The sequence below is a fragment of the Mycobacterium sp. DL99 genome (genome assembly GCF_004762045.1).
GTDB lineage: Bacteria > Actinomycetota > Actinomycetes > Mycobacteriales > Mycobacteriaceae > Mycobacterium.
The window spans coordinates 3,820,936-3,841,481 of sequence record NZ_SJOM01000007.1; the positions used below are offsets into that span (position 1 = coordinate 3,820,936).

Sequence of the window (20,546 nt, forward strand, 5' to 3'; positions counted from 1 at the left end):
CAACGCTACCGGCGATTCAGCCATTGTGTGCGCTCTAGGAACGAGACACACCAGCACCACTGTTAGCCTCTTAGTTCAGTTGGTCCGATCGAAAGGACAATCGTGGCCTTGAAAACCCTCGTTACCGGCTTTATCACCGCAGCTGCAGCCGCCGCCGTGGTGGGCGGAGCAGCGGCGGGTGTGACTTCTATTGCATCCAGCGGCATGTCGACCTCGCCGGCCATCCAGCCGGTGGTCTTCGGCGCGCCTTTGCCGGCCACGCCGGCACCGGACCTGGCGTCGCCACTGGTGCAGACCCTGCAGGCGCTCGCCAACGGTGGCTCGTTCAGCGGCAAGGCCCCCTACATCCAGGGCGGCATCGGCCGTATCGAGAGCATCGCCGCCGACCGCGCCTACAGCAAGGCCGCCGCTGAAGGGAAGTTCCCGCTGACCTTCAACATCGCCAACATCGATGACCAGGGCGGCGTGGCGTTTGCCGATGTCACCGCCACCTCGGCCACCGGCGGCACCGCCACCCAGAACATCCAGTTCGTGGCCGGCCCGAGCCCGACCGGCTGGCAGATCTCCAAGGGATCGGCCATGGCCCTGCTGTCCTCTGTCGGCTGAGTAGGTAATTGAACCGCACCCGAATCGCAGTCCTGAGTGCCGCCACGATCGTGGCGGCACTTGGGCTCTGTGGGTGCAGCAGCGGAGATCGTCCGGCGAACCGCTCGCACCCGACCACGAGCGTGCTGACCACCACGACACCGGCCGCACCGCCCACCGCACCGCTACCGGCCCCCGAAGCTCTGACCGGCGTGCTGGACCAGCTGGCCGACGTCAACGTGCCCGGCGCCGACAAGGTTGTCCTGGTCGAACAGGGCACCGCCGATGACGCCGCCGCGCTGGACAAGTTCGGCCGGGCCTTGGCCGACAACGGATTCACCCCGCTGACCTTCGAGGCCACCGATCTGGCCTGGTCTCAAACCGAGCCGAACAACGTGGTGGCGAACGTCAAGGTCACCGCGGGCGGCGAGAATTCGGCCCGCAACTTCAGCTTCCCGATGGAATTCACCCCGCACGGCGACGGCTGGCAGCTGACCCGGCACACCGCCGATCTGCTGCTGGTCATGGGATCGGCGGCGGGTTCCTCGAACGCTCCCACACCGCCCCGCTGATCCGCCATGTGGATCGGCTGGTTGGAGTTCGACGTGCTGCTCGGTGACGTGCACTCGCTCAAGCAGAAGCGTTCGGTGATCCGGCCGGTGATCGCCGAACTGCACCGCAAGCTCGCGGTGTCGGCAGCCGAGACCGCGACCCAGGATCTGCACCGTCGCACCGGCATCGGCGTCGCCCTGGTCGCCGCTGACCGGGCTCACGTGGTGGACGTGCTCGATGCCGCCGAACGGATGGTTGCGGGCCACCCGGAGCTCGAACTGCTCTCCACCCGCAGGGGCCTGCACCACAGCGACGACTAGGCCGAGTCGGACGCACCGGTTTCTACCGGAGGGCGGTAGTCCTCGCCGGCGAGCAGCCGTGCGGTAGAAAACGCCGACGACTGAGCCGTCAGGCGCCCGGCTGAGACTCGACGGCGGACTCGACGGCCAGATGACGTTTCTTGCGCAGCGGGACCGGCGCCACCGCGCCCGGCGCCAATTTGCGCGCACTGACCAGAAAGGCAGTGTGTCCGCGCATGTTGTGTTCCGGGCGTACCGCCAGGCCCACCACGTGCCAACCGCGCTGCATGCTCTCCCAGGCCCGCGGCTCGGTCCAGCACTGCTGCTCGCGAAGCGCCTCCACGACCCGCGACAGCTGGGTGACGGTGGCGACGTAGACCATCAGCACACCGCCGGCGACCAGCGCCTTGGAGACTGCGGGCAGCACCTCCCAGGGCGCCAGCATGTCCAGGACCACGCGGTCCATCTCCGGACCGTCGTAGTCCGCGAGGTCCGCGATCACCAGGTCCCAGTTGTCGGGCCGCTCACCGAAGAACGTGATCACGTTCTTCTCCGCGGTCGGCGCGTGATCGTCGCGAATCTCGTACGACGTCACCCGGCCCTCGGGGCCGACCGCCCGCAGCAGCGAGCAGGTCAGCGCACCGGATCCGGCACCGGCCTCCAACACCCGGGCGCCCGGGAAGATGTCACCCTCGTGGACGATCTGCGCGGCGTCCTTGGGATAGATCACCTGCGCACCGCGGGGCATCGACATCACGTAGTCGACCAGCAGCGGTCGCAGCACCAGGAACTGATCGCCGTTGGTGGATTTGACCACGCTGCCCTCCGGCAGCCCGATCACGTTGTCGAAGGCGATGATGCCTCGATGGGTGTGGAACTCACCGCCGGGGTTGAGCACCATCGTGTAGCGCCGGCCCTTGGCGTCGGTGAGTTGCACCCGGTCGCCAACGGCAAACGGTCCGGTCGGTCTCTTCCCTGCCACGGACGTCCAGCCTGCCAGTAGCCCCACCGGGCCGGGTGCCCGGGGTTCCGCAAGTTTGTCGGGGCTCCGTCCTAGGCTTACGGGTGTGAGCGAAGAACCGACCCCGACGCCGCGCCGCCCGGCGCTGTCGCCGTCGCGGGCCGGCGATTTCAAACAGTGCCCGCTGCTGTACCGGTTCCGCGCCATCGACCGGCTCCCCGAGCCGCGGTCCACCGCCCAGCTGCGTGGATCGCTGGTGCATGCCGCGTTGGAGCAGCTCTACGGCCTGCCTGCGGCCGAGCGGGTGCATGACACCGCGCTGACGCTGGTCGAGCCGGCCTGGGAGCAGGTCGTCGCCGCCGAGCCCGAGCTGGCCGATACCGAATATCCGGCCACGCTGCTCGCCGAGGCCCGGGCGCTGTTGTCCGGCTACTACCGCCTGGAGGATCCGACCCGGTTCGATCCGCAGTGCTGCGAGCACCGGCTCGAGGTCGAACTGACCGACGGCACGGTGCTGCGCGGATTCGTCGACCGGATCGATGTCGCACCGTCCGGCGAGTTACGCGTCGTCGATTACAAGACGGGCAAGGCCCCGCCCGAGGCGCGGGCGCAGGCCGAGTTCAAGGCGATGTTCCAGATGAAGTTCTACGCGGTGGCGTTGCTGCGCTCGCGTGGGGTGATGCCGTCGCGGCTGCGGTTGTTGTATCTGGCCGACGGTCAGGTGCTCGACTACTCCCCCGAGCACGACGAGCTACTGCGGTTCGAGCGCACGCTGATGGCGATCTGGAAGGCCATCCAGGTGGCCGGGGCCACCGGCGACTTCCGGCCCAACCCGTCGAAGTTGTGCTCGTGGTGCGCACATCAGAGTTTGTGTCCGGCGTTCGGCGGCACCCCGCCGCCGTATCCCGGGTGGCCAGAATCAGGAGCTGCATGATCGGGTGTCACTACCATCGGCTTGGTTCCGATGGTGAGTACCAGCTGTTCGAATCCACCGCCGATACCCGGAGCAACTGGGATCCGGCGATCCAGCACGGCTCGCCGCCGCTGGCGCTGTTGACCAAGGCGATCGAGGAGTTGGCCGCCGACTCAGACCTGCGGATCGGGCGGCTGACGCTCGACATCCTGGGCGCGATTCCCGTTGCGCCGGTGCGGGTTCGGGCCTGGGTGGACCGGCCGGGGTCACGGATCTCGATGGTCGTCTCCGAGATGGAGGCCGCTCGACCCGACGGCACCTGGCGCGCGGTGGCGCGGGTCACCGCCTGGCTGCTGGCTCCCAGCGACACCAGCGACGTGGTCACCGACCGCTTCCCGCCATTGGTGGAGGGCGAGGCGGCCGACGTGGCGCACAACTGGGAAGGCGCACCGGGCTATCTGGAAAGCGTGTCGTGGCGTCGGCAGAACGCGACCGACGGTGAGTCCGCGGTGGCCTGGATGAGTCCGTTGACGCCGGTGGTCGACGACGAGGAGACGACGGCCCTGCAGCGCCTGGCGCTGGTGGTGGATTCGGCGAACGGCATCGGCGCGGCGCTCGATCCGGAGAAGTTCGTGTTCATGAACACCGATACCGCGGTGCATCTGCACCGGCTTCCGGAGGGGTCGGACTTCGCGGTGCGAGCCCGTGGTTCGATCGGACCGGACGGTATCGGCGTGACGACGGCGGAAATCTTTGACCGCCAAGGGTTTATCGGGACCTCGGCCCAGACCCTGCTGGTGATGCGGGTGCCGTGATCGTCGAATTGCGTCGCCAGTTCGACCTGGCCTGGGCGCTGACCGACCTGCACCTGTCGGCGCTGGCCGACGAGGATCACCTGTGGGAACCGGGTCCGTCGGTATGGACCGTGCACGAGGATTCGTCGGGCCGGTGGTGGCCGGACTGGGCGGATACCGAGCCCGACCCGATTCCCGTTCCGACCATCGGCTGGCTGACCTGGCACATGATCTTCTGGTGGACGAGCGCGCTGGCGCACGTCGACGGACGGCCGCCACCACCGCGCTCCGAGATCGACTGGCCCGGCCCCGCGGCCGCGGTGCAGCGGATCAGAGTGCTCAGCGCACGCTGGAGCGGCCTGCTGGACTCGTTGACCGACACCGATCTTGTTGCCCCCGCGACGTTTCCGTGGGGGCCGGATAGCGGCCGTTCGCTGGCCGACACAGTCCTCTGGTTGAACGTCGAGCTGACGAAGAACGCCGCGGAGATCGGCCAGTTGCGCCTGCTGCGAGCGGTGAGCCGAACCGGCGACTAATCGTCCTCGCCCTGGCTGTTGCCGTCACCGCCATGCCAATCACCGCGCCAACGCGGACCGTCGTACCAACCGTTGTACCAGCCGGGCGTGTCCACGCAAGCATGCGCGAAACCATATGGACCACTCACGCACAGGCCCGGATCGGCCGATGCCGACCCCGCCCCGGCAACCGCGACCCCGATCGGCACCGCCACTACGCCAAGGCCGACGGCCAACTTTCCAAGATTCTTCAAACGGATCACACCCCACCTCCGGCATAGCCTCGAGCAAGTAACCCCGTCCCCTGCCCACTGTAGTCCCACAGGGCATGGCCGCACGGCTCGATCCGGGTCCGCCGCACGCTGCGTGTGCCGATTTCAGATGGCGGATCCCATTGCCGCTTCCTGAGACTTTCCGAAATTCCGCTCATGATGGCGGACAACAGATTCCGCTTTCGGTGACGGATCCTAGAACCACACGGTTGTCCAGATCTTGCCCCTAAGGTCGTAGACGTCTGGGGTTGGTGCCTCAGATGCCCAGGGCGGGGTGTAGCTGAGATCTGGTTGCCGGACGTGTGGCTTCGCGAGGCTGGCTGCCCCACCGTGCTGGACGCTCTGACCGCTGATTGAGAGCTGATGCGAATCGTCGCTGTTTAGGGACATGACGGTGGAGCTGTCCACGGGCGTGACCTGCGAGCACAGGAGAACAACGGTGACGGTGCGACCACAGGTGTGGATCGGAATCGACGTCGGCAAGCTCGGCCATCACGCATGCGCGGTGGATGAGACCGGCAAGGTGGTGTGGACGCAGAAACTCGCCAATGAACAGCGTGCGATCGAGGCGATGATTGAGCGTGCGCAGAAGTCTGCCGAGCGGGTGCAGTGGGCAATCGATCTGACCAGTCCGATCGCTTCGATGCTGATCACGGTGCTGCTGGCTGCCGGCGAGTCGGTGGTCTACGTGCCTGGCCGGGTGGTGAACACCATAACGAACGCGTTTCGCGGCGAATGCAAGACTGACGCCAAGGACGCCCGGGGGATCGCCCAAACCGCCCGAATGCGAACCGATCTCGCCGACGTGACGATGCCCGAGGATCTGGTGGTGGAGTTGACCCAGCTGACCGGCTACCGCACCGACGTGATGGCCGACTGGGTCCGCGGCATCAACCGGCTGCGGTCGCTGCGGGGGTCGATCTTCCCCGCTTTGGAAGCGGTGTTCGACTATTCCGCCCGCACACCACTCATCCTGGTGGCCGGGCTATACACCCCGGCGGAAATCCGAGCCGCCGGCACCGAGGGCGTCACGGCTCACCTGGCTGCCAATAAGGGGTGGGCACCTGGGATCGCCAAGACCGCGGCCAAGCTGCTCGAGCTGGATCGCGAGATCAAGGACCTCGACAAGACGATCGCTGAGCGTTTCCGCGATCACCCGTACGCCCGGATCACCGAGTCCCCGCCTGGCTTCGGACCCAACCTGGGGCTGAATTCCTCGTCGTAACCCGCGGCGACCTGGCATCGTTCACCACAGCTGGGCGGCTGGCGTCGTATGCCGGATTGGTTCCGGTGCCCCAAGATTCGGGTCGCGTCAGCGGCAATCTTCGCCGGCCGAAACGCTTCAACCGCCGCCTGCGGCGGGTGTTCTATCTGGCGGCGCTGTCGATCCTGCGCACCGGCGGACCGTCTCGGCAGTTCTATGACCGCAAACGCGGTGAACGCCTCGTCCATAGCCAGGCGTTGCTCGCCCTGGCGCGGCGCCTTGTCGACGCGCTGTGGGCACTGCTGCGCGACGGCCGAGAATTCACGCTCGACTAGCCTGCAACCCCCGCCGCGGCCTGACTGCGCTGATGTCTCGCTTCGGGAGTTAAACGCCACCCGATTCCCACGAAGCACTTGGGACCGCACCACTTCGGTCGAAGGGGATGCCGCAGACATTCGCGAAACTGATCGACATCTTGCCGCTGCACCGCGGCCTGCCCATGGTCATAAGACCACCGGCAGCACGTTCAAATGCAACGGGTTGAGCTAACGTCATCTCCGGGAGGACTAATGCCGTGACATCATTCTTCACCTCCGACGACACCGGTGCATTGACACCGCAAGACATCTCGGTCAGCGTTTGGTCGGACACGCAGATTGGCGGATACGCCGTCTGCGGGGCACTCGCGCGTGAGATCGAAAAGACCACCAATGCGCCAGGATTCATACCGGCCCGACTGACGGTGGACCTCTTCAAACCGGTCCGAACCGAGCCGCTCACCATGCGTAGTGCCATCATTCGCCGCGGAAACCGAATCATCATGACCGATGCCACCGTGACGCAAGCGGGAGAGCCTAGAGCACGCGCGACCGCCCTCTACCTCCCAACGACCGAAGACCCACCCGGACAGGTATGGCACCGCGCGGACCCCATCTCCGCACCCCCGTTCGACGACCGCACCGAGGCCGGCCCACCGATGATCACCAGCGGCGATAGCGACTGGACCACCGACTTCTCCGCCCACAACAACGCCGAGCGCAAGACGATCTGGCAGCTCTTCCCGACGCTCGTCGACGACGAACCCCTCAGCCCCTTTCAGAACGCCGCCCTGATCGCTGAGAACACCAGCCTGATCTGCAATTGGGGCACCCACGGACCGGGATATATCAACACCGATATGACCCTCACGCTCACCCGGCTTCCCACCGGCCAGGGCATTGGCCTACGCGCCGACGACCAACTCACCAGCCGCGGCATCGCCGTCGGAACCGCAACCCTCTTCGATCACCTCGGACCAGCCGGCAAATGCAGCGTCACTGCAATCTCGAATGCCCGACGCCAACACAACCTGACCTGAGCGCCTCGACCGGCCGCGCCGACGAAACAGTGGACTCGGCGCCTTCGCAGTTGACACCATCATTGAGAGTCTCGCCGCTCAACGGCCGTCGGCTGGTTCAATTCTCGCCTGGCTCGCGCGGATGCGCTAAAGAGCCGCTGGGCCTTTGCGAACCAGTACTCGTTGTAGCTGATGGCTGCCACTCGAGCCACAAGCTGACCGCCGGGGCCGGTCGACAGCCGCGCCGGAAGTCCAAGCGCGCCCGCTCTTTTGCTCAGCGAAAATAAGGTTCAACCGTGCCACTGATCTTGACGACCATAGGATTTCCGCGGCGATCCTTCGCGGTAGGGACTTCAACACGCACCCAACCCTCGGCCACGTTGTATTCGTGAACATTGGTTTTCTCGACGCCATTAAAGCGAATACCCACGTCGCGGCGGAGCACCTCTTCGCTATAGAAGGGGCTGCGCGGGTCGATGGAGAGATGATTCGGTGGAACGTCTACGTTCTGGTCCTCGGACATGATGGCCTTCGTTGAATGCTGCGTTAGGTGCTCGGATTGATCCTCAGAGAATCTACGCGACCGTGCAGTAGCGGGTTGCGCGTAGGTCTTGGCGGGCCGCCTTGAGGAGTACGAACGTCGGCACGTCCGATCGGTTCAGCGGGGGATCCGATCGCCGGCGCCAGGGGGTGGCTTCAACCCCTCGATACCCGTGTGCGGTGTCGCTGAGATTGCACTTCACCCCGAGATATATTCTCTTGTGTCTATATAGATGTAGTGCAATACTCGACCCATGGACGTGTTCGAAGCAGTCGCCGAACCCAGCCGACGCGCATTGCTCGACGCCCTCGTCGACGGTGAACGCACCGCAGGCGAGTTGGTGGCCACCCTGCCGGGGCTGACCCAGCCGACGGTGTCACGGCACCTGCGGGTGTTGCGGGAGGTCGGTCTGGTCGAGGTGCGACCCGACGCACAGCGCCGCATCTACGCCTTACGCGCCGACGGCCTGGTGCAGATCGACGAGTGGATCGAGCGGTACCGCCGCTACTGGTCGGATCACCTGGACGCCCTGGAACGTCATCTCAAAGCGACCCACAAGGAGACGAAATGACCAGCCGTGAAGGCAAACTCACAGTCGAGGGCGACCGGGCCGCCCTGAACTTCGAGCGGCGCCTGCCTTATCCGGTCGAGGCGGTGTGGGCCGCCATCACCGATCCCGCACAACGCGACCAATGGATGGGCGAAACGATGATCGACGCCCGCGAAGGCGGCGCGATCGAGATGATTCCGCACTCTCCGCCGATCCCGGCGCAACAGAAGAAGATGACCGGACGGATCCGGGTGTGGGACCCGCCACGGGTTTTCGAACACGAGTGGAACCAGCCCGTCCTGTCCGCCCCCGAATCCGGCGTCGTGCGTTACGAACTCATCCCGGATGGCGAGGGCACCCTGCTCCGATTCACGCACCGCGGCCTGACGGTCTCCGACGGTCAGGGATTCCACCCCGGCACCCACGCCTATCTGGACCGACTGGAGGCCTATCTCGGCGGGCAACCCTTGCCCGACTGGGCCCAGCGTTATCAGGAAGTCGCTCAAACACTCGGAACCCAATGGACCCCGGAGACAGGAAACGACCATGCATCGCAACGGAACTGACGTCGCCGCACCCACAGTCGCGGTGGTCTACCACTCCGGGTTCGGTCACACGTCGACCCTGGCCGATGCGGTCGCGGCCGGAGCCGCTGACGCCGGAGCCGACGTCACCGTCATGCACGTCGAGGCCGTGACCGACCAGGATTGGGACGTGCTGGACGGTATCGACGCCATGATCTTCGGCAGCCCCACCTACATGGGCAACGTGTCAGCAGGATTTCAGACCTTTGCCGAGAAGACCGGCCGGCGGTGCATGGAAGGCAGGTGGCGCGACAAGATCGCGGCCGGGTTCACGAACTCCGGAGCCAAGAGCGGAGACAAACTCGCCACGTTGAACTCCCTTGCGATCTTCGCCGCCCAGCACCATATGCATTGGGTGAACCTGGGTTTGGGAGCCGGCTGGAACAGCGCGGGCGGCAGCGAGCATGACCTGAACCGACTCGGGTTCTGGCTGGGTGCCGCGGCAGCCACCGATGTCGACGCTGGGCCCGACCAGATGCACCCGGCGGATCTCCAGACCTGCCGCCACCTCGGGCATCGTGTCGCGCTGGTGACGCGTCAGCTCAACATCGGCCGCACGCTCAGTCCAGCGGCTTCAGCTCCTGCAGCATCGTAGGCACCAGCTCGCTGACGGTGGGGTGGATGTGCATCGTGCGTGAAATCGCGGTGTAGGGCAGTTTCGCCGTCATGACGTCGAGGATCGAGTGCACCACCTCGTCGCCGCCGACACCGAGGATCGACGCCCCCAGAATCTCCTCGGTCTCGGCATCCACCACCACCTTCATGAAGCCCTGTGTCTCACCCTTCTCCACCGCACGGCCTACCCTGGTCATCGGACGCTTGCCCACCAACGCTTTTCGGCCGGACTTCCGGACCTGATCGACCGTCATCCCGGCCCGGCCCAGGGGCGGATCGATGTAGAGCGCGTAGGTGGCGATGCGATCGCTCACGCGACGCGGATCATCGTCGAGCAGATTGGCGGCGACGATCTCGAAGTCGTTGTAGGACGTGTGGGTGAAGGCGCCCTTGCCGTTGCAGTCCCCCATCGCCCAGATGTGCTCGGCCGTGGTGCGCAGCTGATCGTCGACCACGACATAGCCACGTCCGTCGACGTCCACGCCGGCGTTCTCCAACCCGAGATCGTCGGTGTTGGGCGCCCGCCCCACCGCGAGCAGCAGGTGCGTTCCGGCAATCGGATCGGCACCGTCGCGAGGCGTCACCTCGAAACCGCCGTCCCGCTTGGCAAACCGGATGCCGGTGGCATTGAGCACCACGTCGATCCCCTCGGCCCGGAGGATCTCGGCGATGGTGGCGGATACGTCCTCGTCCTCACGCGAGGTCAGCCGTGGCCCCTTCTCGATCACCGTCACCCGGGCACCGAACCGGCGGTACATCTGTGCGAACTCCAGCGCGATGTAACTGCCGCCCACGATCACCAGATGCTCGGGGACAAGGTTCAGGTCCAGGATCCCGACGTTGGTGAGGTAGTCGATACCGTCCAGGCCGGGAAATTCCGGAACCACGGCGCGGCCACCGACATTGAGGAAGATCCGATCGGCCCGCAGCAATTCGCCGTCGACCTCGATGGTGTGGGGGTCGACAAAACGGGCATGGCCCCGGATCAGGCTGGCACCATCCATGCCCTGCAACCAGTCCTCGACACCACGGCGATCGGCCAGCATGATCGCATCCTTGCGGGCTTTGACCTTGGCCATGTCGACGTCGACTTCACCTGTGCCGATACCGAAATCGGCACCGCGCCGAGCGAGGTGGGCGGCATGGGCACTGGCCACAAGGGTTTTGGTGGGGATGCAGCCGGTGTTGACACAGGTGCCGCCGACCAGCTTGCGTTCGATCACCGCGACGGTCTGCCCCGCCGCGGTCAACCGACCGGCCAGCGGCGGTCCGGCCTGACCCGCGCCGATGACGATTGCGTCGAAACTTTGCGCGGGCGCCATGGGTCAGACGACTGCGGTCAACGCGGCAATGGCGAAGCCGCCGAGTACCGCAACGGCATCCTCCACCAGGGCGATCGGCAGGTCATGGCCTCCGTTGGCCGCGACCAGACGCTTGCGTGCCTCGTATCCGCCCAGGGTTCCCAGCACCGCGCCGACCACACCCGCGCCCAGCCCGCCGAATGTGTAGCCCCACGCGGTGCCGATCACCGCACCGGCGAAGGCGCCGGTGACCAGTCGGGCGACGAATTGCACCGGGGTTTTACGGCTCGGAGTGCTCGGCAGCTGATCGGTGACCAATTCCACCACGGCCAGAATGGTCAGCACGGTGACCGTGATCGGGTGCGCCACCCACTGCGCCCAGGTGCCGTCGAGGTTGATCCAGCTCAATGCTGCGGCCCACGCCACCGCGGCCGGTGCGGTGAGGGCCCGCAATCCCGCCACCACACCGATGAACAAAGCCAACAACAGAACCAGAAAATGCGTCATGGCAACCTCCGAGGACTGGAATGATCACCCGGACGCTAACACGCTATAAAGCGCCGCACTCGCTGATCAGAAGCGGCAGAAGCGAATATCCGATGCGAGTATCGCTTTGGCACCGATCGCGGCGATCTCATCCATGATGGCGTTGACGTCGCGGCGCGGTACCAAAGCCCGCACCGCCACCCAATCGGGATCCGCCAGCGGCGCGATGGTCGGTGACTCCAGTCCCGGCGTCACCGCGGTGGCCTGGTCCAAAACCGTACGCGGGCAGTCGTAATCCAGCATCAGGTACTGCTGGCCGAACACCACGCCCTGCACGCGCGCCGTCAGCTGATCCCGCGCGGACGTACTGCCATTCCCCTCGGCCCCGTCGCGTTCGATCAGCACGGCCTCCGACTCGCACAGCGGCGCACCGAACGCCACCAGTCCGTGCAGTCCCAGAGTGCGACCCGAGCCGACCACGTCGGCGATCACGTCGGCGACCCCGAGCTGGATCGAGATCTCGACGGCGCCGTCCAGCCGGATGACCGAAGCCTCGATCCCCTGCGCCGCAAGGTCCTTGCGAACCAGGTTCGGAAACGACGTCGCGATCCGCTTGCCCGCCAGATCATTCGGGCTCCACTCCCGGCCGGCCGGAGCGGCGTAGCGGAAGGTGGAGCCACCGAAGCCCAGCGACAGGCGCTCCCGCACCGGGGCGTCGGAATCGGCGGCCAGGTCCCGTCCGGTGATGCCCAGGTCGAGCTGACCCGAACCCACGTAGATCGCGATGTCCTTGGGCCGCAGAAAGAAGAACTCGACGTTGTTGACCGGATCGACGACCGTCAGATCCTTGGGGTCACGACGGCGCCGGTACCCGGCCTCGGCGAGGATCTCGCCGGCCGCTTCGCTGAGCGAGCCCTTGTTGGGCACCGCGACGCGCAACATCTGATCGGCCACGGCTCACAACTTCCGGTAGACGTCGTCGAGGGTCAGGCCCCGGCAGATCAGCAGCACCTGGGTCCAGTACAGCAACTGGCTGACCTCCTCGGCGAGCGACTCGTCGCTCTCGTGCTCGGCGGCCAGCCACACCTCGCCGGCCTCCTCCAGGATCTTCTTGCCGAGCCCATGGACGCCGGCGTCAAGTGCGGCGACCGTGCCGCTACCGGCAGGTCTGGTGCGCGCTTTGTCGCTGAGTTCGGCAAACAGGGCCTCGAAGGTCTTCACAGGCATGAATTGTTTCATGCTCGGTGGGGGTCGATTTGTGGGGTGCAATAGAGAGGTGAGCGAACCAGTCGGCGACGAGCTGCGGACCTACACTGCCCGGGTCACGGCGATCCGCGCGATCCTGTCCAGATACCTGACGATGGATGGCCTGGTCCAGAACAATCGCCTGGCCAACCCGATCCTCCCGCTCGATTGCCTGTCCGCATCCTGGGGCTCCGACGCGGCCGCGTCCCCGATTCTCACCGTGTCGATCCACCCGGTCGACGACTTTGCCGCCGAGGTCGAGGAGTTGCGCGACGGCGCCGACCCCGCCCGAGGAACGTACGAGGTGCAACGCGACGAACCCGACGAGTTCGCCCTGGTGCAGGTGCAATTGTCCAGCGTGTGGGTGGCCGTTGGGCGCTGCGAGGTCTATCTGGCCCACCGGGACATCTCGCCGGAGAAGCTGGTCGAGGCGGCCGTCGAGATCGCCCGCAACGTCGGCTGCGCGCCGTATGCCGACGACTACCGGCCTCCGCCGGACCACCGCTAGGCGCTCAACGCGTTTGCGTGCATGTCCTCGAGGTTCTTGCCCTTGGTCTCCTCGACCCAGCGCCAAACGAACACGAACGACAGCACCGCACACAGCGCATAGAACCCATACGCCGCGCCCAACACATTGCGCAGTTCCGGGAACGTCACGGTGATCAGCCAGTTCGCCGCCCACTGGCCGGCGGCGGCCAGGCCCAGCGCGGCCGCCCGGATGCGGTTGGGGAACATCTCGCCGAGCAGGACCCACACCACCGGGCCCCACGACATGCCGAAGGCCACCACGAACAAGTTCGCCGCGACCAGGGCGACCGGGCCGGTGATCCCGCCGAGGAACGGCTGCGACTCCATCAGACCGGTCGAAGTGTTGAGCACCTCGTGCGTTTTGGCGGTACCGAAGATCACGGCCATGGTGCCCAAGGTCAGCGCCATGCCCACCGAGCCGATCAGCAGCAGCGGCTTGCGGCCGACCCGGTCGATCAAGGCGATGGCGATCAACGTCGTCAGGATGTTGGTCACCGAGGTGATCACGGTGATGATGAACGACGCGCTCTCGTCGAATCCGACGGCCTGCCACAACACATTCGAGTAGTAGAAGATCACGTTGATGCCGACGAACTGCTGAAAGACCGACAGCCCGAGGCCCACCCACACGATGCCGTAGACGCCGCCCGCCGGCTTACGCAGATCACGCCAGGCCGGCGGCTTCTCCTGTTGGAGGGTGTCCTGGATGCGGCCCAGGGTGATCTCCAGGTTCTTCTCCCCCAGCAGCCGCGAGAGCACCTTGCGGGCCTCGGGAATGCGGTGTGTGGCAACCAGATACCGGGGTGATTCGGGAATCGTGAAAGTCAGCAGGCCGTACACCACGGCGGGAACCGTCATCAACAGGAACATCCACCGCCACGCCTCCATACCCAGCCACAGTTCCTTGGTGGCGTCCCCGGCGATGTGCGCCAGCAGCGCGTCGATGCTCAGGGACAGGAAGATGCCGGTGACGATCGCCAACTGCTGAAGGGACCCCAGCCGGCCGCGGATCCCCGGCGGCGAGGTTTCGGCGATGTAGGCCGGGGCAATGACCGAGGCGATACCGACACCGATTCCGCCGACGATACGAAAGAACACCACTACCCAGACGCTGGGCGCCAGCCCGGTGCCGATGGCACTGATGAAGAAGAACACCGCGGCGATCTTCATCACCGCGATCCGGCCGATCCGGTCGGCGATCCGGCCCGCCGACAGCGCACCGACGGCCGCCCCCAGCAGCGCCGAGGCCACCGCGAAGCCCAGGATCTTGTTGTCGATGACGAAATGCTTCTGCACGGCGTCCACCGCGCCATTGATCACCGCGCTGTCATAGCCGAACAACAACCCGCCGAGTGCGGCGACCGCGGCGATACGGACGGCACTGCGTCCGGACGAGTAGTAGTCGTCGTCGTGGACCGAAGGTGTGCCGTCACTCACCGGACCGTGTGACATGCCGTGTCCTCTCCGCGCCATTGCGTGACCGAACATCATCACCTTGACACAGAGAGCCCGCAGCTAGGGCCATATCCGGCAGCTGAATTCGATGCGCCTCAGGCGCCGCGCACGCCCGGCCCGGCAGCCAGTTCGGCGTGGATTGTCCGCAGGTCGGAGACATCGAGCGCGCCGAGCGTTTGGACATGCCGGCGCCCAGCGCCCGCGGGAACCTCGACATCGTTGGGCACCACCAGCACCGGGCAGCCCGCGGCCTCTGCCGATGTTGTCCCGGTGACTGAATCCTCGACCGCCAGACAGGATGCGGCGGAGACGCCGAGAAGATCCGCCGCCCGCAGATACGGGTCGGGCGACGGCTTGCCGCTCGCGACCTCATCACCGCAGACGGTCACCGAAAAGTAGTGGCGGCCAATGCTGTTCAACGCGCGTTCGGCGAGATCCCGGCGGGTGTTGGTGACCAGCGCCATGGGGACCCGGGCCGCGGTGAGAGCGTCGAGCATCTCCTGGGCACCCGGCCGCCACGGCAGGCCCTGCTCGAACAACTCGCCGGTGTAGTCGTGCAACCAATCGGCCGATTCGGCCATGGCGCCAGGGTCAGGTTCCAGCCCCAGATCGTCATAGACGATTCGCATCACGCTCTCGGCAGAGCCGCCGACCGTCGATTCCCGTACCTCCGCGGTCAGCACCCCGCCCATCCGCGCATACAGGGCCTGCATGGCGATGTCCCACAGCTTTTCGGAGTCGACGAGCGTGCCGTCCATGTCCCACAGCACCGCCTGCATGACAGCCATTCTGGCATTGTCCGACCCCGTCGCTAGCGTGGGAGCATGACGATATTGGTGACGGGAGCCACAGGGAACATCGGCAGGCGCGTCGTGGATCATCTGATCACGTTGGGCGCCCACGACATCCGCGCACTGACCACAAATCCGGCGAAGGCGGCGCTGCCGGAATCTGTGACAGCAATCACCGGCTTCCTGGGTAGGCCGGAGACGCTGCCGGCTGCCTTCGAAGGCGTCGAACGCGTTTACCTGGCCCCGTTCCCGGCCACCGTCGGGCCCACACTCGAGCTGATGGTGCGGGCGGGTGTGCAACACGTGGTGGCACTGTCCGGCGGTGCACACTGGGCCGAACACGCCGATGCGGTCGCCGCCTCGGGACTGGCGCACACCCAGCTCGGGCCCGGCGAGTTCTGCGAGAACTTCGCGATGTGGGCCCCGCAGATCAAGACCGGTACGGTCCGTGACATCAATCCGGATTACGTCGAATCACCGGTATCCATGGACGACATCGCCCGGGTCGCGGCGCATCTGTTGACGGCACCGGCGGACGCCCATCCCGGCGCGATGTACGAACTCACCGGTCCGGTCGCATTGTGCCGCGGCGACATCGCCCGCCAGATCGGAGCGGGGCTCGGCCAATCAGTCGAGGTGCAGCGGTGCGGCCGGGCCGAGGCCGAAGAATTGCTGCGCCCTGTCATGGGCGACGGCGCGCAGTGGTACCTCGACCTTTTCGAGGGCGATCCGCAACCCCAGGCCGCCAACGACAACGTCGAACGGCTCACGGGCACACCGGCCGAATCGATGGCGCAGTGGGCGGCCCGGAATCGGGACCTGTTCGGCTAGCCGCCAGACCGGGTGCGTCCGTGAACCGTTCGGGCGCACCCGGTTTCGGCGTGCTCAGTCCTCCGGGTTGTACCCGAGGTTGGGGGCGAGCCAGCGCTCGGCTTCGGCCAGGGTCCAGCCCTTGCGCCTCGCGTAGTCGGCGACCTGGTCCTGAGCCATCCGGCCGACCACGAAGTACTGCGACTGCGGGTGCGAGAAGTACCAGCCACTGACGGCAGCACCGGGCCACATCGCCATCGACTCGGTCAGCTCGATCCCGGTCCGATTCTGGACGTCCATCAGCTCCCAGAGCGTCGCCTTCTCGGTGTGCTCCGGGCAGGCCGGGTAGCCGGGGGCGGGGCGGATGCCGACGTACTTCTCCCCGATGAGTGCGTCGTTGTCCAGCTGCTCGTCAGGCTGATATCCCCAGAACTCCTCGCGGACCCGTTGGTGCATCCGTTCGGCGAAAGCCTCTGCCAGCCGGTCGGCGAGCGACTCCAGCAGGATGGCGCTGTAGTCGTCGAGGGCCGCCTTGAACTCCACGATCTTGTCCTGGCTGCCGAGCCCCGCGGTGACGGCGAAGGCGCCGACGTAGTCGGCCAGGCCGGTGTCTTTGGGCGCGATGAAGTCACCCAGTGACCGGTTCGGGATGCCGTCCCGGTGCTCGCCCTGCTGGCGCAGGTTGTGCAACGTGGTCAGCACCTCGGTCCTGGTCTCGTCGGTGTAGACCTCGATGTCGTCGCCGACCGCGTTCGCCGGGAAGAACCCGATCACCCCGTTGGCCTTGAGCCACTTCTCTTTGATCAAGGTGTCGAGCATCTGCTGGGCATCGTCGTACAGCTTGCGGGCGGCCTCGCCCGAGACCGGGTTGTTGAGGATGTCGGGGAACCGGCCCTTCATCTCCCAGGCGTTGAAGAACGGCTGCCAGTCGATGTACTCGCGCAGCTCGGCGAGGTCGTACTCATGGAACTCCCGCACGCCGAGGCCTTGGGCGGGCACCGGCGGCGTGTAGCCGTCCCACTCGATCGGCGTCCGGTTGGCGCGGGCCTTCTCCAGCGTCAGCATCGGCCGCTCGTTCTTCTGGGCGTGCCGTTCGCGAAGGGCGGCGTAGTCGGTCGCGGTGGCCTCCAACAGGGCCGGCCGCTGCTTGTCGTCCAGAAGCGCGGCAGCGACCGGCACCGAACGGGAAGCGTCCTTGACCCACACCACCGGACCACTGCGACGCGGTGCCACCTTCACGGCCGTGTGGGCGCGCGAGGTGGTCGCGCCACCGATGAGCAGCGGAATCTGAAGCCCCTCGCGTTCCATCTCGACGGCGAAGTTGACCATCTCGTCCAGGGAAGGGGTGATCAGGCCGGACAGCCCGATGATGTCGGCGTTGTGCTCCCTGGCCGCGTCCAGGATCTTCTGAGCGGGCACCATCACACCGAGGTCGATCACGGTGTAGTTGTTGCACTGCAGGACGACCCCGACGATGTTCTTGCCGATGTCGTGGACGTCGCCCTTGACGGTGGCCATCACGATCGTGCCGTTGGTGGTGTCGGCGTCGCCCGGCTGCTTCTCCGCCTCGATGTACGGCAGCAGGTACGCAACGGCCTTCTTCATCACCCGGGCCGACTTCACCACCTGGGGCAGGAACATCTTGCCCGCGCCGAACAGGTCACCGACGACGTTCATGCCGTCCATCAGCGGGCCCTCGATCACCTCGATCGGGCGGCCACCTGCCGCGGCGATGTCGGACCGCAACTCCTCGGTGTCGGAGTCGACGTGGGCGTCGATGCCCTTGACCAGGGCGTGGGTGATCCGCTCGCGCACCGGGAGGCTGCGCCACTCGGCTGCCGCGGGATCCTCGGCCTTGTCCTTGCTGTTGAACCGTTCCGCGATTTCCAGGAGCCGCTCCGCCGCGTCCTCGCGACGGTTCAGGACGACGTCCTCGATCCGGTCCCGCAATTCGGGGTCGATCGAGTCGTAGGGCACCAGCGCACCGGCGTTGACGATGCCCATGTCCAGACCGGCCTTGATGGCGTGGAACAGGAACACCGAGTGGATCGCCTCGCGCACGGGGTTGTTGCCCCGGAACGAGAACGACACGTTCGAGATGCCGCCGGAGATGTGCACCCCGGGCAGGTTCTCCTTGATCCAGGCGCAGGCCTCGATGAAGTCGATCCCGTACGTCGCGTGCTCCTCGATACCGGTCGCCAGCGCGAAGCAGTTCGGGTCGAAGATGATGTCCTCGGCCGGGAAGCCGACCTCTTCGGTCAGGATCCGGTAGGCGCGCCCGCAGATCTCTTTGCGGCGCTCCAGGTTGTCCGCCTGGCCCTGCTCGTCGAAGGCCATCACGACGACGGCGGCGCCGTACTTGCGGCACAGCCGTGCCTCACGGATGAACTTCTCCTCGCCCTCCTTCATGGAGATCGAGTTGACGATCGGCTTGCCCTGCACGTTCTTCAGGCCCGCCTGGATGACCTCCCATTTGGAGGAGTCGATCATCACCGGGACGCGGCTGATGTCCGGCTCGGCCGCGATCAACTTGGTGAACCGGTCCATCGCGGCGACGCCGTCGATCATGCCCTCGTCCATGTTGATGTCGATGACCTGCGCCCCGACCTCGACCTGCTGCAACGCGACCGACAGCGCGGTGTCGTAGTCCTCGGCCTTGATCAGGTTGCGGAACCGGGCGGAGCCGGTGATGTTGGTGCGCTCACCGATGTTCACGAACAGGGAGTCGTCGGTGATGTTGAGCGGCTCCAGACCCGCGAGCCGGGTGGCCACCTGGATATCCGGCAGCTCGCGCGGCGGCTTACCCTCGACGACCTTGGCGATCTCGGCGATGTGCGCCGGCGCCGTTCCGCAGCAACCACCGACCAGGTTGACCAGGCCGGCCTCGGCGAACTCGGCGATGTAGCCGGCCTGATGCTCCGGGGACTCGTCGTACTCGCCGAAGGCGTTCGGAAGGCCGGCGTTCGGGTAGCAGGAGACGTAGGTGTCCGCGATCCGCGCCATCTCGGCGATGTAGGGCCGCATCTCCGGGGCGCCCAGGGCGCAGTTGAGGCCAACGGCGATCGGCTTCGCGTGCCTGATCGAATTCCAGAACGCCTCGGTGACCTGACCGGACAACGTCCGGCCGGAAGCATCGGTGATGGTGCCCGAGATGATCACCGGCCACCGGCGGCCGCGCTCCTCGAACAGCGTCTCGACGGCGAACACCGCCGCCTTGGCGTTCAGCGAGTCGAAGATCGTCTCGATGATGAGGAGGTCGGCACCACCGTCGACCAGGCCGTTGGCGGCTTCGAGGTAGGCGGCGACCAGCTGGTCGTAGGAGACGTTGCGGGCTCCGGGGTCGTTGACATCTGGCGAGATCGACGCGGTCCGCGTCGTCGGCCCGATGGCGCCGGCGACGTAGCGGGGCTTCTCGGGGGTGCTGAACTCGTCGGCGGCCTTACGGGCCAGGGCGGCGCCCGCGTAGTTCAGCTCGTAGCTGAGGTCCGCCATGTCGTAGTCGCTGAGCGAGACCGCGTTCGCGTTGAACGTGTTGGTCTCCAGGATGTCGGCGCCCGCCTCGAGGTACTCGCGGTGGATCCCCTCGATGATCTGCGGCTGCGTCAGATTGAGCAGGTCATTGTTGCCCTGAAGCGCGGTTGGCCACTCCGTGAACCGGTCGCCGCGGTAGCCGGCCTCGTCGGGCCGGTCCCGCTGAATCGCGGTGCCCATCGCGCCGTCGATCACGATGATCCGCTCGCGCATGGCCGCCGTCAGTTCGTCGGTGCAGTCAGGGCGGATGTTCGGCGTAAAGGTCGTCGACTCAACAGCGGTCACGTGCACTCCTTCCATAACGGAAGGCGTCCTTGACTCTGCCGAGCGTGGCGGATACGGGCAGGAACCCGGAACCGTTGCAACGCCTCTCGACCAGAAGAGTCTACGTCGTCATCCGACAGACGTTTGGACGCCCAACCCGTCGCCACGATCGACCCCCACCCGCGTGGCGATCGCGGTGCCCTTGATTGACAGCTCACCGATCTTGTCAGCAATGTCGTAGGCACCAGGGTTAACCAGATTGCAGCCGAACGTATTTCACCTCGACCGCGCCGCGGCCTGCCACTACGCGCTTCGACCGGGTGTCGAGCGGGTCGGTGCCGTAGGCAGATTTGTCAGCGACAGTCACATGAACAGGGTAGTCGGTCTATCAAACACCGCCTATCGGCGCGGCGG

At 66.2% G+C, this 20,546-nt stretch carries 22 protein-coding genes and 1 pseudogene; 13 read left to right on the forward strand and 10 right to left on the reverse strand.

The window, feature by feature from the left end:
• Nucleotides 1-102 precede the first annotated feature (102 nt).
• Genes EYZ64_RS18775 through EYZ64_RS18785 form a run of 3 tightly spaced genes read left to right on the forward strand, consistent with a single transcriptional unit; the run spans nucleotide 103 to nucleotide 1,457 of the window.
• Nucleotides 103-606 carry an MTB12 family secreted protein gene (locus tag EYZ64_RS18775; RefSeq protein WP_135455602.1) on the forward strand — a complete coding sequence of 168 codons (504 nt, stop codon included), beginning with the start codon at nucleotides 103-105 and terminating at the stop codon, nucleotides 604-606.
• Between the two features lie 8 nt (nucleotides 607-614).
• Nucleotides 615-1,157 (forward strand): lipoprotein LppK, encoded by a 543-nt coding sequence (gene lppK, locus EYZ64_RS18780; protein ID WP_135455604.1) that lies wholly within the window; start codon nucleotides 615-617, stop codon nucleotides 1,155-1,157.
• Between the two features lie 6 nt (nucleotides 1,158-1,163).
• Complete coding sequence (locus tag EYZ64_RS18785; protein WP_135455606.1) at nucleotides 1,164-1,457, forward strand: DUF503 domain-containing protein; 294 nt, start codon at nucleotides 1,164-1,166, stop codon at nucleotides 1,455-1,457.
• 88 nt (nucleotides 1,458-1,545) lie between these two features.
• Here EYZ64_RS18785 and EYZ64_RS18790 read toward each other — a convergent pair whose 3' ends face one another.
• Entirely contained in the window at nucleotides 1,546-2,418 is an 873-nt protein-coding gene (locus EYZ64_RS18790) for a tRNA (adenine-N1)-methyltransferase (protein ID WP_135455608.1), read from the reverse strand.
• Nucleotides 2,419-2,503: 85 nt separating this feature from the next.
• Here EYZ64_RS18790 and EYZ64_RS18795 point away from each other — a divergent pair, with 85 nt between their 5' ends.
• Genes EYZ64_RS18795 through EYZ64_RS18805 form a run of 3 tightly spaced genes read left to right on the forward strand, consistent with a single transcriptional unit; the run spans nucleotide 2,504 to nucleotide 4,640 of the window.
• On the forward strand, nucleotides 2,504-3,331 hold the full coding sequence (locus EYZ64_RS18795) for a RecB family exonuclease (protein WP_135455611.1): 828 nt from the start codon (nucleotides 2,504-2,506) through the stop codon (nucleotides 3,329-3,331).
• The gene (locus tag EYZ64_RS18800) at nucleotides 3,328-4,125 is read left to right on the forward strand and encodes a thioesterase family protein (protein ID WP_135455614.1); all 798 of its coding nucleotides are present in this window, start codon (nucleotides 3,328-3,330) and stop codon (nucleotides 4,123-4,125) included. The genes EYZ64_RS18795 and EYZ64_RS18800 overlap by 4 nt, the downstream gene beginning before the upstream one ends.
• Nucleotides 4,122-4,640: a DinB family protein gene (locus EYZ64_RS18805; RefSeq protein WP_135455615.1), complete on the forward strand. Its 519-nt coding sequence runs from the start codon at nucleotides 4,122-4,124 to the stop codon at nucleotides 4,638-4,640. Before EYZ64_RS18800 ends, EYZ64_RS18805 begins: the two co-directional genes overlap by 4 nt.
• Here EYZ64_RS18805 and EYZ64_RS18810 read toward each other — a convergent pair.
• A complete protein-coding gene (locus EYZ64_RS18810; protein WP_135455617.1) occupies nucleotides 4,637-4,882 on the reverse strand; it encodes a hypothetical protein in 246 nt (81 codons plus the stop codon). The genes EYZ64_RS18805 and EYZ64_RS18810 overlap by 4 nt on opposite strands.
• Nucleotides 4,883-5,330: 448 nt before the next feature.
• Between EYZ64_RS18810 and EYZ64_RS18815 the strand changes: the two are divergent.
• Both EYZ64_RS18815 and EYZ64_RS18820 read left to right on the forward strand, forming a co-directional pair.
• Nucleotides 5,331-6,430 (forward strand): annotated as a pseudogene (locus EYZ64_RS18815) (IS110 family RNA-guided transposase).
• 239 nt (nucleotides 6,431-6,669) lie between these two features.
• Nucleotides 6,670-7,452: an acyl-CoA thioesterase domain-containing protein gene (locus EYZ64_RS18820; protein ID WP_135455619.1), complete on the forward strand. Its 783-nt coding sequence runs from the start codon at nucleotides 6,670-6,672 to the stop codon at nucleotides 7,450-7,452.
• A 253-nt stretch (nucleotides 7,453-7,705) separates the two neighbouring features.
• Here the strand turns inward: EYZ64_RS18820 and EYZ64_RS18825 are convergent, their stop codons facing one another.
• Nucleotides 7,706-7,954 (reverse strand): DUF3297 family protein, encoded by a 249-nt coding sequence (locus EYZ64_RS18825; protein ID WP_135455621.1) that lies wholly within the window; start codon nucleotides 7,952-7,954, stop codon nucleotides 7,706-7,708.
• A 271-nt stretch (nucleotides 7,955-8,225) separates the two neighbouring features.
• Here EYZ64_RS18825 and EYZ64_RS18830 point away from each other — a divergent pair, with 271 nt between their 5' ends.
• From EYZ64_RS18830 to EYZ64_RS18840, 3 genes are read left to right on the forward strand one after another with little or no spacing between them, the layout of a single operon-like run.
• A complete protein-coding gene (locus EYZ64_RS18830) occupies nucleotides 8,226-8,543 on the forward strand; it encodes an ArsR/SmtB family transcription factor (RefSeq protein ID WP_054602559.1) in 318 nt (105 codons plus the stop codon).
• Nucleotides 8,540-9,088, forward strand: a complete 549-nt coding sequence (locus tag EYZ64_RS18835) for an SRPBCC family protein (protein ID WP_135455623.1) — start codon at nucleotides 8,540-8,542, stop codon at nucleotides 9,086-9,088. The genes EYZ64_RS18830 and EYZ64_RS18835 overlap by 4 nt, the downstream gene beginning before the upstream one ends.
• Nucleotides 9,069-9,701 carry a flavodoxin family protein gene (locus tag EYZ64_RS18840; protein WP_210115535.1) on the forward strand — a complete coding sequence of 211 codons (633 nt, stop codon included), beginning with the start codon at nucleotides 9,069-9,071 and terminating at the stop codon, nucleotides 9,699-9,701. The genes EYZ64_RS18835 and EYZ64_RS18840 overlap by 20 nt, the downstream gene beginning before the upstream one ends.
• Here EYZ64_RS18840 and EYZ64_RS18845 read toward each other — a convergent pair.
• The 4 genes from EYZ64_RS18845 to EYZ64_RS18860 all read right to left on the reverse strand — a co-directional run bounded on the left by EYZ64_RS18845 (nucleotide 9,667) and on the right by EYZ64_RS18860 (nucleotide 12,747).
• Complete coding sequence (locus EYZ64_RS18845) at nucleotides 9,667-11,043, reverse strand: FAD-containing oxidoreductase (protein WP_135455625.1); 1,377 nt, start codon at nucleotides 11,041-11,043, stop codon at nucleotides 9,667-9,669. The genes EYZ64_RS18840 and EYZ64_RS18845 overlap by 35 nt on opposite strands.
• Nucleotides 11,044-11,046: 3 nt before the next feature.
• A complete protein-coding gene (locus EYZ64_RS18850) occupies nucleotides 11,047-11,529 on the reverse strand; it encodes a DUF4126 family protein (RefSeq protein ID WP_135455627.1) in 483 nt (160 codons plus the stop codon).
• A 66-nt stretch (nucleotides 11,530-11,595) separates the two neighbouring features.
• Nucleotides 11,596-12,450: an ATP phosphoribosyltransferase gene (gene hisG, locus EYZ64_RS18855; RefSeq protein WP_135460112.1), complete on the reverse strand. Its 855-nt coding sequence runs from the start codon at nucleotides 12,448-12,450 to the stop codon at nucleotides 11,596-11,598.
• 15 nt (nucleotides 12,451-12,465) lie between these two features.
• Nucleotides 12,466-12,747, reverse strand: coding sequence for a phosphoribosyl-ATP diphosphatase (locus tag EYZ64_RS18860; protein WP_135455629.1), 282 nt, complete (start codon nucleotides 12,745-12,747; stop codon nucleotides 12,466-12,468).
• A 37-nt stretch (nucleotides 12,748-12,784) separates the two neighbouring features.
• On the opposite strand from EYZ64_RS18860, the gene EYZ64_RS18865 reads away from it, so the two are divergent.
• A complete protein-coding gene (locus tag EYZ64_RS18865; RefSeq protein WP_135455631.1) occupies nucleotides 12,785-13,261 on the forward strand; it encodes a DUF7956 family protein in 477 nt (158 codons plus the stop codon).
• Here the strand turns inward: EYZ64_RS18865 and EYZ64_RS18870 are convergent.
• Entirely contained in the window at nucleotides 13,258-14,733 is a 1,476-nt protein-coding gene (locus EYZ64_RS18870; RefSeq protein ID WP_167857877.1) for a sugar porter family MFS transporter, read from the reverse strand. The genes EYZ64_RS18865 and EYZ64_RS18870 overlap by 4 nt on opposite strands.
• A 98-nt stretch (nucleotides 14,734-14,831) precedes the next feature.
• Nucleotides 14,832-15,515 carry an HAD family hydrolase gene (locus EYZ64_RS18875; protein ID WP_135460113.1) on the reverse strand — a complete coding sequence of 228 codons (684 nt, stop codon included), beginning with the start codon at nucleotides 15,513-15,515 and terminating at the stop codon, nucleotides 14,832-14,834.
• A gap of 45 nt (nucleotides 15,516-15,560) precedes the next feature.
• Between EYZ64_RS18875 and EYZ64_RS18880 the strand changes: the two genes are divergently transcribed.
• Nucleotides 15,561-16,358, forward strand: coding sequence for an SDR family oxidoreductase (locus tag EYZ64_RS18880; protein ID WP_135455636.1), 798 nt, complete (start codon nucleotides 15,561-15,563; stop codon nucleotides 16,356-16,358).
• A gap of 54 nt (nucleotides 16,359-16,412) precedes the next feature.
• On the opposite strand, the gene metH is transcribed toward EYZ64_RS18880, so the two are convergent.
• Nucleotides 16,413-20,168, reverse strand: coding sequence for a methionine synthase (gene metH / locus EYZ64_RS18885; RefSeq protein ID WP_135455638.1), 3,756 nt, complete (start codon nucleotides 20,166-20,168; stop codon nucleotides 16,413-16,415).
• Nucleotides 20,169-20,546: the final 378 nt, after the last annotated feature.